This window comes from Paraburkholderia sartisoli (assembly GCF_900107685.1).
GTDB classification, from domain to species: domain Bacteria; phylum Pseudomonadota; class Gammaproteobacteria; order Burkholderiales; family Burkholderiaceae; genus Paraburkholderia; species Paraburkholderia sartisoli.
In genome coordinates this window covers 1,583,490-1,593,786 of the sequence record NZ_FNRQ01000001.1, presented here as the reverse complement: position 1 = coordinate 1,593,786, position 10,297 = coordinate 1,583,490, and the positions used below count along the sequence as shown (strand labels likewise).

The 10,297-nt window shown below is 62.0% G+C and carries 9 protein-coding genes and 1 pseudogene; 5 read left to right on the top strand and 5 right to left on the bottom strand.

Annotated features, from left to right (window positions below; translation table 11 throughout):
• The 5 genes and pseudogenes from BLV45_RS07145 to BLV45_RS07125 all read right to left on the bottom strand — a co-directional run.
• Positions 1 to 158: pseudogene (locus BLV45_RS07145) on the bottom strand (electron transfer flavoprotein subunit beta/FixA family protein); the annotation flags it as partial.
• The gene (locus tag BLV45_RS07140) at positions 158 to 1,030 is read right to left on the bottom strand and encodes an MBL fold metallo-hydrolase (RefSeq protein ID WP_176954085.1); all 873 of its coding nucleotides are present in this window, start codon (positions 1,028 to 1,030) and stop codon (positions 158 to 160) included. The pseudogene BLV45_RS07145 and the gene BLV45_RS07140, both read right to left, overlap by 1 nt.
• Before the next feature lie 53 nt (positions 1,031 to 1,083).
• Positions 1,084 to 1,857, bottom strand: a complete 774-nt coding sequence (locus BLV45_RS07135) for an SDR family NAD(P)-dependent oxidoreductase (protein ID WP_090530864.1) — start codon at positions 1,855 to 1,857, stop codon at positions 1,084 to 1,086.
• An 80-nt stretch (positions 1,858 to 1,937) separates the two neighbouring features.
• A complete protein-coding gene (locus BLV45_RS07130; RefSeq protein ID WP_090530860.1) occupies positions 1,938 to 2,909 on the bottom strand; it encodes a shikimate dehydrogenase family protein in 972 nt (323 codons plus the stop codon).
• Positions 2,906 to 3,553 carry a glucose-6-phosphate isomerase gene (locus BLV45_RS07125; RefSeq protein ID WP_090531248.1) on the bottom strand — a complete coding sequence of 216 codons (648 nt, stop codon included), beginning with the start codon at positions 3,551 to 3,553 and terminating at the stop codon, positions 2,906 to 2,908. Before BLV45_RS07125 ends, BLV45_RS07130 begins: the two co-directional genes overlap by 4 nt.
• Positions 3,554 to 3,796: 243 nt before the next feature.
• Between BLV45_RS07125 and BLV45_RS07120 the strand changes: the two genes are divergently transcribed.
• From BLV45_RS07120 to BLV45_RS07100, 5 genes are all read left to right on the top strand, one after another.
• A complete protein-coding gene (locus BLV45_RS07120; RefSeq protein ID WP_090530857.1) occupies positions 3,797 to 5,233 on the top strand; it encodes an FAD-binding oxidoreductase in 1,437 nt (478 codons plus the stop codon).
• Between the two features lie 101 nt (positions 5,234 to 5,334).
• Positions 5,335 to 6,312, top strand: a complete 978-nt coding sequence (locus BLV45_RS07115; protein ID WP_090530854.1) for a sugar ABC transporter substrate-binding protein — start codon at positions 5,335 to 5,337, stop codon at positions 6,310 to 6,312.
• Positions 6,313 to 6,376: 64 nt separating this feature from the next.
• Positions 6,377 to 7,894 carry a sugar ABC transporter ATP-binding protein gene (locus BLV45_RS07110; protein WP_090530851.1) on the top strand — a complete coding sequence of 506 codons (1,518 nt, stop codon included), beginning with the start codon at positions 6,377 to 6,379 and terminating at the stop codon, positions 7,892 to 7,894.
• 19 nt (positions 7,895 to 7,913) lie between these two features.
• Positions 7,914 to 8,912, top strand: coding sequence for an ABC transporter permease (locus BLV45_RS07105; RefSeq protein WP_090530849.1), 999 nt, complete (start codon positions 7,914 to 7,916; stop codon positions 8,910 to 8,912).
• A 21-nt stretch (positions 8,913 to 8,933) separates the two neighbouring features.
• Entirely contained in the window at positions 8,934 to 9,854 is a 921-nt protein-coding gene (locus BLV45_RS07100) for an SIS domain-containing protein (RefSeq protein WP_176954084.1), read from the top strand.
• The last annotated feature ends 443 nt before the right edge of the window (positions 9,855 to 10,297 follow it).

Here is a 10,297-nt window from a genome sequence, read left to right as displayed (position 1 = left end):
CCCGCCTCGCGCAGACGCACCGCTTCCTCCACCGCGATCTCGTCGAACGGATTCATCGACATCTTCACGTTCGCGATGTCCACACCCGTGCCGTCCGACTTCACACGGACCTTCACGTTGTAATCGACCACTCGTTTGACTGCGACCAATACTTTCATCATGTCCTGTCTGTTTTGACCAGCCGCCACGCCCGCTGCGTCTGTGCCCGAAAGAGTTCGCATGCGCCGCGCTGTTCGGCAACAACGCGCGCGTCAATCTCCCGAGGCGAAATCGTGTTGAAATCAAACAGCCCGTAGTGATGCGCGATCATCGCCGGAACACGCGCTTCCTTTGCCAGCGCAATGGCCTCATCCAGCGTGAAATTGCCAGGCACGCCATTGCCGCTGCGCGCTTCATCGCGACCATTCACCGGCAATAGTGCAACGTCAGGTTCGTGTAACGCGACACGTCTTGCGAGATCCGCGTACGGCACGCAATCGCCTGAGTGATAGAGACGCACACCGTGGACTTCGATCACATAGCCGAGCCACGGATGCCGCCCTGCGTCGTCCACGTCCAGCGTTTCATGCGCCGATGCGACGGGTGAGACGTGGCAGCGTTCGAGCACCTTCACGCAGGTATCCGCATTCACCGGAATCAGCCGGTCCGCGCCCGCGCCGCAGCGCTTCATCGCCTCGTCAATCGACGCCCCCGGCACCACGAAGCGCAGATCGGGAAAGCGCCGTGCCAAAGGCTGCAACGTGCCCGGGTCCATGTGATCCGTATGACGGTGCGTACACAACACCAGATCGAGCCGGTCCAGGTCAGCGGGAACGAGCGGCGCGGGCATCATCCGCCTATGCGGATAGCGCGTGCCGCGATATTTGTCCGCCAGGGAATCCGACAGGTACGGATCAATCAGCATCCGCAAGCCGTCACAGTCGATCACGAAGCCGGCCTGTCCGAGCCAGTACAGCACCACTTCGCCCGGCTGGGGTCGGCTGGCCGGATCCTTGAGTCGGGCGCTCAGCGTGGTATCGAACTCATCCACGCGGATGCGAACCGGCTCACCCTCATGGGCCGCTAACGTTAAGGGCGGCATGTTCACCAGCACACGTAGCCGCCATCCGCGAGCACGATCGAGCCAGTCATCAGGCTCGCCGCCTCGCCCGCGAGAAACAGCACCACCGACGCCACTTCGTCCACGCGACCCAGCCGGTTCATCGGCGTGCCGCCAACCCAGTGTCTGTACATCTCCTTGTCTTCATAGACGTACCTGTTCATTTCAGTGTCGATATAGGTGGGCGCCACCGCGTTCACCCGGACACCCCGCGCGCCCCACTCCGCTGCAAGCGACTTCGTCAGGTGATGCACTGCCGCCTTCGAAGCGTTGTAGTTCGCCTGTTCCTGCGGCCGGTTGACGATAAAACCCGACATGGAGCCCACGTTGACGATGCTGCCCGCGCCGCGCTCCAGCATCCCTTTGCCGAATGCACGGCAACTCCAGAACACGCCATTGAGGTTGACGTCGATCACCTTGTTCCAGACCTCATCGGCCATCGTCTCAGCCGGGTGATTTGAAATCGCAATACCCGCGTTGTTCACGAGCACGTCAACGCGGCCGTGCCGTGCGACGACGGCGTCATTGACGCGTTGCGCGGCCTTCGGATCGGTCACGTCGAGCAGTTCGCCTTCTACGCGCAAGCCTCGTGCGCGCAGCACATCCACTGCCTCGTTGAGCAGCGCCGCGTTCATGTCGGTCAGCACCACGAGCGCGCCCGCTTCGGCCAGTGCCTCAACGGTGGCGAGGCCAATGCCGCGCGCAGCGCCCGTGACGACCGCGACCTTGTCGTCCAGCTTGAATTTGTCCAGATACATCGGTCGATCCTTCGCGTGTCTCAAGTGTCAGTTACAGGAATAAGCCCCGGCGGGCAGTCGCTGCGCACAGCCATTTCTGGTCAGGCAACCGGCCGTGACGGCGCGGGTTTGCCCGCCCCGGCGGCGATCCGGCAAATCTCGTCGAAAGCCGGGCCGCGTGACGGGATCCCGACATCAAACACCTCGGCGATCACCCGTGTCCAGCCATAGATGAAATAGGTCCAGCCGTCTTCGATCTGCAATTGCGCCGATTGCTGCTGAGCGCGCGCCTGATCCAGAAAAATCAGGTCGCCGCGGTAGTTGAGGTCCCACACCACCGCGTGTTGCGGAAACCGCGCGGCATTGCCAAGCGGCGAGCCCGGCGCATCTTTGCCGAGACCCGTGGCATTGATCACCAGCGCACCAGGCGAGAGCCGCGCGAGCACGACGTCGTTATCTTCAGGGCGCGGCGCCTCGACGTACTCGCAGGGCACACCTGAATCCAGCTCGCGATGAATCCGCTCGATTTCCTCGAGCCGCGCCGCCGACCGGTTCGACACGATCACCCTGGAAGGCCGGTTCGCGCCGCGGCTTCGCTGCATCAGATGCCACGTTAGCGCGATCGTCGATCCGCCCGCGCCCATCGAGAAAACCTCAGCGCCGGTCCGGGCGAAATGCTGCTCCGGCAGGAACCCGTCCAGTGCAAAACCGGACGTGATAGGGTCCTTCGCGTGACAGATGAACTTGCCGTTACGTTTGGACAGGCAACTGGTCTCGCCCATCATCAGCGCGTGCGGGTCGATTTCGTCGAACAGATCGCGGCAGGCGGCGTACAGATCGATCTTGTGCGTGGTGACAAGCGCGCCAAGCGACAACGGGTCGTTGCGCAGAAACCCGACCGCCTCGCGATACGCCTGCGGCGACGAATGCGGCTCGAAGTCGATGCCCTTCATTTCCACGTCGCCCAGACCCAGATGCTTCGCCCACGCCGGAAACACCCGCATGATCGAGCTTTGAGCGGTCGTGACGCCAATGAAATAGAACGTTGGCCGCTGTGCCGGTTGATAGATCATGGCGTGACTCCTTCGCTTTTGCTCGCCCGCGCGATCAGTTCATCGACCTCCACATTCGAACGCTCCCGGTACGCCGGGTTTGGCTCGCTGCGCCAACCGCCTTTGCCGTCCCCGACAACCCGTAGCCGCATACCGTTCGACTTTTCGATGATGGCGTAGTCCTGCCCCGAGTCTGCCGGATAGCAGAACAGCATCACGAAGTCGTCCGCGCCCAGATTCACCGAGCGGTGGATCCAGCGCGGCGGCACATAGCACACCGTATTCGCGCGGATTTCGACGATACGCGTTTCACCATCGGGCGACTCCATCAGCATCAGCCCCCTGCCCTTGAGACCGAAATACAGCTCGGGCCGGTCGATGTTCGCGTGGATATGGCCGCGCGTCATGAAGTATTCATTGCCCACCTTGCCGGGACTCATGCGCGTCACGCCGGTGATCAGGTCGCCGGGCTGGTCGCTGGGGCGATGGTCGGTAACGTCGTAGACGATGTCGTTGCCACGTGACGATGCGAGTGCGCTAAACGCTGCTGCATCCGCATATAGACCGTCCAGGTCTGCGAGGCGCTTCTGGTAACGCGTACCCGTGCCTTCCATCAGGCCGGTCTCGAGGTTCACGTCGAATGAGCGCGGTTCAGGCCACTGCATGAATTCCATCTCCCTATGAGTGATTGTTGGCCCGAGTATAACGTTAACTTCAGTAACATTGAAGTTTGATTTTTCTGGTGTTATCGGGGTTTTCCCGGAATATATGGCAGTTTACTCAATTAACTTGATAGTGTTACTATCGTTTTCATTGAGGCAAACTAAAGATTGAAGCCGCGACAAAGCGTGCTTCCCAAAGGTCTTCAGCGACGCCTGCCGCACGACAATCGTCTTCGGAGACATGCAATGCAGGACACAGAAACGCGCGATGCGGCCGCTCCCATTTCCGGGCAAAGCGCCCGGGCGGTCCGCACATTGCACGACGCACTGGGCGCGGACGTGGTGAGCCTGCCGGGCGAATTCGCAGGACGGAAACACGCGGACTGGAGCCGCACGCCTAGCGCCGAGCCCGTCGCGCTGATCCGGCCGCGCACCACGGATCAGGTCGCCACCGTCATGAAGATCTGCCACGAGTACGGCCAGCCGGTCGTGACTCAAGGTGGATTGACGGGACTGGCCGGCGGTGCATGCATGCTCGGCGGCGAAGTCGCGCTCAGCATGGAGCGGATGAGCGGCATTGAGAGCATCGACAGCGTGGGTGCCGCCATGACGGTGTTCGCGGGCACGCCGCTGCAAACTGTCCAGGAAGCAGCCGACGCAGCGGGCTTCATGTTCCCGCTGGATCTCGGCGCGCGCGGCAGTTGCACGATTGGCGGCAACCTCGCCACCAATGCGGGCGGCAACCGCGTGATCAAGTACGGCATGATGCGCGAGCAGGTGCTGGATGTTGAAGCGGTACTCGCGGACGGCAGCATCGTCGGCGGTCTGCGCAAGATGATCAAGAACAACACCGGCTACGACCTGCGTAATCTGCTGATTGGCAGTGAAGGCACGCTCGCGGTCATCACGCGCGCCGTACTGCGGTTGCGCCCAAAACCTCGCGCGGTGTGTACCGCATGGTGCGGGGTGCCCGACTACGACGCGGTGACAACGCTGTTGCGCGCGGCACAGGAACGTCTGCCGGGGGGCGTGTCCGCGTTCGAGGTGATGTGGCCCGGCTACCATGACTTCGTCCTGCAACGGTTGCCTGAGTTGCGAGCGCCGCTGGAAGGCAGACATGCGTACTACGTGCTGCTCGAAAGCAACGGTGCCGATCCTGAGCGACAGGCGGCTGCATTCGAAGAATTCCTCGCCGACATGCTCGAAACCCATGTCATCGCCGACGCCGCGCTCGCCACGTCCGAATCGGATGCCGCGGCTTTCTGGGCGATTCGCGATGCCCCCGGCGAATATCCCCGCCTGATCCCCGGGCGTGTGTCGTTCGACGTGAGCTTTTCGATCGTGGACGTCGGCGAAGCCGCGCGCCGCTGCGAAGCGCGACTGCGGGAACGCTGGCCGAACGCCACGATTCTGATCTACGGCCACCTGGGTGACGGCAATCTGCACATCGTCGTGCAGGAGCCTGACTGGCCGCCCACTACCGCGCCTGAAGTGCAAGAGGTCGTCTATGGCGTGACCGGAGAAATGGGCGGTTCCGTCTCCGCGGAACACGGCATTGGCCTGAAAAAGCTCAAGGTGCTGGCACTGTCGCGCTCACCCGCCGAACTCGCTGCGATGCGCGCGGTGAAAGCCGCTCTTGACCCGCTGAACCTGTTAAATCCCGGCAAGCTGTTGCCGCCGTGACGCCGCCTCTGGCAAGCCGCATAAAAGGCTCTTGAACGAGCCGTGTTTCAAGCCATTTCCATTTCGATCACTCGCGTAACACCCATAACGAAGGAGGAGACATGACGCATTTCGTGAAGCAGGTACTCAGTGGCGTGGCACTGGCCGTTGCGGCCGCAGTCGCGGCCAGCCCCGCCCTGGCCGCCGACAGGATCAAGGTCGGCATTTCGATGAAGGTGCTCAACGCGCCGTACTTTGCCGCGGCGATGGAATCCGCAAAGGCGCGTGCAAAGGAACTCGGCGAAGAGGTCATCGTCGCGGACGCCCAGGGAAAGATGGGCAAGCAGATTTCCGACGTCGAGGATCTCGTGACCCGCGGCATCAAGGTACTGATCATCGACCCGGCTGATCCGAAGGGTCTCGTCAACGCAGTCAACGCGGCCACTGCCGCCGGCGTGAAGGTGGTCGTGATCGATAGCACGCTCGATCCGAAGGCGAATTACCTGACGCTGGTGCAATCGTCCAACCGCGAAAACGGCGCGCTGGTCGGCAAGTGGGTGGTGGACACGATGGGCGACAAACCCCTGAAAATCGCGCTGATTTCGGGCGAGAAAGGTAATCCGGTCGGCAAGGAACGTCGCGACGGTGTACTCGAAGGAATCATGGAGGCGCAGCTCGCAAGAACCGGCAAGGTCAACGTGCAGGTGGTCGGCCAGGGCTGGGGCAACTGGTCCGATGAAGGCGGCCTGAAGGCGATGGAAGATCTGCTCGTCGCCAACAAGGACATCAACATGGTGCTCGGCGAAAACGACAGCATGGTGCTGGGCGCTCGCCGCGCAATCGAAAGCGCGAATCGCCAGGGCATCACGCTCGTGGCCGCGGCCGATGGTCAGAAGGAAGCGCTTGCGTTGATCAAGCAGGGCAAGTACGGCGCCACCGCGCTGAATGACCCGGCACTGGTTGCGCGCACCGCGGTCGATATCGGCGTCAAGGCCGCGCTAGGTCAGGCGGTGAACGTGCCGAAGATTTCGTATACGCCGTCTGCTGTCATCAACAAGAGCAACGTCGACACCTATTACAACCCCAAGGCGATTTTCTGACGCGCCAGATCGTGGCGGCCACGCGCCGGATGTTCCGGCGCGTGCATGCATTGGAGACAGTCATATGAGTCCGTTCATCGCGCTTGCCGGCATCGACAAACGCTTCGGTGGCATTCATGCGATCGAAGGCATCGACTTCGATGTGTTCAGCGGCGAGGTACATGCGCTCGTCGGCGAAAACGGCGCGGGCAAATCGACGCTGATGCGGGTGATGGGCGGCGGTCACCAGCCAGACGCCGGCACCATGCACGTCGAAGGTCGCGAGATGAGCTTTCGCAACCCGCACGCGTCGCTGGCTGAAGGGATCGCGGTGATTCACCAGGAAACCGCACTCGCGCCGGCTCTCTCCGTTGCCGAAAACGTGTTTCTCGGCGCGATGCCGCCGGTGATCGACTGGCGCGCGCTGCGTAAAAAGGCGCGCGACCTGATCGCAAGTCTCGGCTTCGATATCGATCCCGCCGCACTGGTCGAGACGATGTCCGCCGCGCAATGCCAGGTGATCGAAATCGCCAAGGCGTTGAGCGGCACGCTCAAGCTGCTCGTGCTGGACGAACCCACTGCGGCACTCGCGCCGTCGGACACTTACCGTCTGCTCGATATCGTGCGTGATCTGCGCTCGCGCGGCGTAGGCATTGTCTATATTTCGCACAGGCTTGAAGAGGTGTTTGCCATTGCGGACCGCATCACCGTGCTAAAGGATGGCCGACGCGTGGACACGGTAAAGCCGGCCGACATCACGCGCGACGAACTGATCCGCAAAATGGTGGGACGCCCTCTCTCCGTCCTGTTTCCGCAACGTCATGCGACCATCGGCGATGAAGTGTTGAAGGTCACCCACCTCTCGCACGGCAAGATGGTACAGGACGTGTCCTTTGCGCTGAGAGCGGGTGAAGTCGTGGGTCTGGGTGGCCTGATCGGCTCGGGGCGTACCGAAGTCGCCCGGCTCATCTTCGGCGCGGATCAGCGCGAAAGCGGCACGATCGAGCTCAGGCAAAAAAAGCTCAACATCCGCTCGCCGGTCGCCGCCGTGCGCGCCGGTATCGGACTCGTGCCCGAAGACCGCAAGACCCAGGGCGCGGTGCTCTCCATGCCGATCCGGATCAACGCCACCCTCGCCGCGCTGAACACGGTGAGCGGTCCATTTGGCATACTCGCGTTTCGACGCGAACGTGACCATGTAAGGAAGCTGATGGAGGCGCTGCGCATCAAGGCGCGCTCAATGGACGCAGACGTCTCGACGCTTTCTGGCGGCAACCAGCAAAAAGTGGTGCTTGCCAAATGGTTCCACGCGGACGGCGACCTGATCATGCTCGACGAGCCGACGCGCGGCGTCGACGTCGGCGCCAAGGTCGAAATCTACACGCTCATCAACCAGCTCGCGGAGCGCGGCAAAGCCGTACTCGTAATCTCGTCCGATCACCAGGAGCTGATGGGCATCTGCGACCGGATTCTCGTGATGGGCGAAGGCCGCATTCGCGGACAACTCGACCCTGAAGATTACAGCGAGGAACGCATCCTGTCGCTGTCCCTGCAGCGCGGCAAACCGGACGGTCACGCCGGATCCGCTGCACTCTCACATTGAATACCCGGAGATACACATCATGAATCCCAGCGCCGTTACGCCGGAATCGCACGAGTCGAATTCTGGCCGCGCACACGCGAAGCAATGGTGGGCGGTCGCACGCCGCTTCAACACGGTCGCCATTCTCGTCGTGCTCATGATTGCCGCCTCGTTCGTATCCGAAGATTTTCTGTCGGTGCCGAATCTGGCCAACATCTCGCGCCAGGTGGCGGGCGTCGGCATCATGTCGGTCGGGATGCTGCTTGTCGTGCTGACCGGTGGCATCGATCTGTCGGTGGGTTCAATCGCGGCGCTCGGCAGTGTGCTGTCGGCGATGCTCATCCCACAGCACGGTCTGTTTTTTGCACTGTGCGCCTCGCTGTTCGTCGGTGCGTTGTGCGGTTTCGTCTCGGGCGTGCTGGTCGCGTGGTCGCGGCTCACGCCCTTCGTCGTCACGCTGGCCATGATGACCGTTGCGCGCGGCATTGCCATGATCGTGTCGAACGGTTCACCGATTCTTGTCGATGATCCGGGCCAGGCGCTGCTCGACTTTGGCCGTCATGCGTATTTCGGCATTCCGGGGCCGACGTTTGTGATGCTGATCGTATTCATCGCCGGCGGCTTCGCGCTGAACCGGCTGCGTGCCGGACGCATCGTGCGCGCCATTGGCTCCAATGAGGAAGCCGTGCGGCTATCGGGCGTGCCCGTCGCGCGGCATGTACTCGGCACCTATGTGGCTTCCGGCGTGCTGGCGGCACTCGCGGGCATCATCTCTACGTCACGTGCGGGTGTTGGCGCACCGACGGTCGGTGTCGGTGACGAGCTGACCGTGATCGCGGCGGTCGTCATTGGCGGTGCGAGTCTGGCCGGTGGCAAAGGCGGCGCGTTGAATACGCTGATGGGTGTACTGATTCTAGGCGTGATAGGCAACATCATGAACCTCGCCAGCGTGCCGGGATACCATCAGCAGGTTGTGATGGGTGTGATCATTGTCGCCGCCGTTCTGTCGCAGCGCGGCGCGCGTTTGTGGCGCCGCTAGGTCTTCCGATACACTTTGCCAATGAACCCTTCTCGCGGGGCGCCATTCGTGGCGCCCCGCGCTTATCCAGCGAAGGAACGTGCAGTGTCCGATTACAACATCCTCGAACTGATCGACCGCGCCCGGCCCAATCTGAGGCGCGGCAGCCGGCAGGTGGCCGAGTATATCCTCGCCAATCTCAATTCGATTGCCGACATCAGTCTCGCCGAACTCGCCCGCCTCGCCCAGGTCAGCGAGCCGACCGTGCTGCGCTTTTGCACCACCATCGGCTGCAGCGGCTTTCGCGAGTTCAAGATCCGGGTCGTGCAAAGTCTGGCACTGGGCGCGCCCGCGGCACATTCGGTGCTCGCCGGCGGAGACGACCCGGAAACGGTCGCGACCAAGATTTTTGACTATACGATTACAAGTCTCGACTGGGCGCGCAAGAAGCTGGATTTCTCCGCGATTGGCCGCGCCGTCGACATATTGTCGACGGCCAATCGCATCGAGTTTTTCGGCTTTGGAGCGTCAGGCATTGTCGCGCTCGACGCGCAGCAAAAATTCCCGCTGTTCGGCGTGCCGTGTGTTGCGCATCAGGATTCGCATCAACAGTTCATTGCGGCGTCCATGCTAAAGCCTGGCGACGCCGTAGTCGCCATTTCGAACACTGGCGCAACGCGCTCACTGGTTGAAGTGGTACGCACCGCACGGGAACGCGGTGCGAGCGTGGTCGTCATCACCGGTTCGGAGAGTCCCATCACGCGCTATGCGGACGTAGCCGTGATTGCCGAGACGCTGGAAAATACCGACGTCTACACACCTACGACTTCGCGTCTCGCAGCACTCGTCATTGTGGATATTCTTTCCACCAGTGTGGCGCTCCGCAAAGGCGACCAGCACACGCGCGACGTGCTCCACATGAAGAAACGGCTCGCTGAAATCCGTTCGTCTGGAGTGGTTTGAAAGCGGTAAAAAGGCTTCGTTTCATTGGGATTGGAAACCGGCGACAGGCTGAGTTCGGGCCGGTTTTCGCCTGTTAGTAAATTGACGCAGGCGAGGTCCGGCATGGGACGCTTCGGCAAGCGAGCAGGTGCCTTCGATGAATAGCGATCCCGATTACTAACGGATTGAAATCTTTCGATCTTGATGAGAATCCCGAACGCCTCGCAGTCCGGGTCGGGTCCTGCACAGTCATCGGCGCGGCGACCGAACACGTTGCCTCGTCAAGATCGATGTTGCTCGTCAGGATGCGCGCCTTAACATCAGATGGTGCGTGATTGAGGTCACAGGCCGGTGACACCACCGACCCATCGCGCCCCGCCCGCAGGAAGGCATGGTTACGCAGATGGTCATTCGGCGCAGGATGCGCGCATCGCCCGGGGCGGACCCGGGCGACCACCCTGCGC

Excerpts from the sequence above, each read along its gene's own strand:
- BLV45_RS07135 (WP_090530864.1), bottom strand. The coding sequence starts at position 1,857 with ATGTATCTGGACAAATTCAAGCTGGACGACAAGGTCGCGGTCGTCACG.
- BLV45_RS07130 (WP_090530860.1), bottom strand. The coding sequence starts at position 2,909 with ATGATCTATCAACCGGCACAGCGGCCAACGTTCTATTTCATTGGCGTC.
- BLV45_RS07125 (WP_090531248.1), bottom strand. The coding sequence starts at position 3,553 with ATGCAGTGGCCTGAACCGCGCTCATTCGACGTGAACCTCGAGACCGGC.
- BLV45_RS07120 (WP_090530857.1), top strand. The coding sequence starts at position 3,797 with ATGCAGGACACAGAAACGCGCGATGCGGCCGCTCCCATTTCCGGGCAA.
- BLV45_RS07115 (WP_090530854.1), top strand. The coding sequence starts at position 5,335 with ATGACGCATTTCGTGAAGCAGGTACTCAGTGGCGTGGCACTGGCCGTT.
- BLV45_RS07110 (WP_090530851.1), top strand. The coding sequence starts at position 6,377 with ATGAGTCCGTTCATCGCGCTTGCCGGCATCGACAAACGCTTCGGTGGC.
- BLV45_RS07105 (WP_090530849.1), top strand. The coding sequence starts at position 7,914 with ATGAATCCCAGCGCCGTTACGCCGGAATCGCACGAGTCGAATTCTGGC.
- BLV45_RS07100 (WP_176954084.1), top strand. The coding sequence starts at position 8,934 with ATGAACCCTTCTCGCGGGGCGCCATTCGTGGCGCCCCGCGCTTATCCA.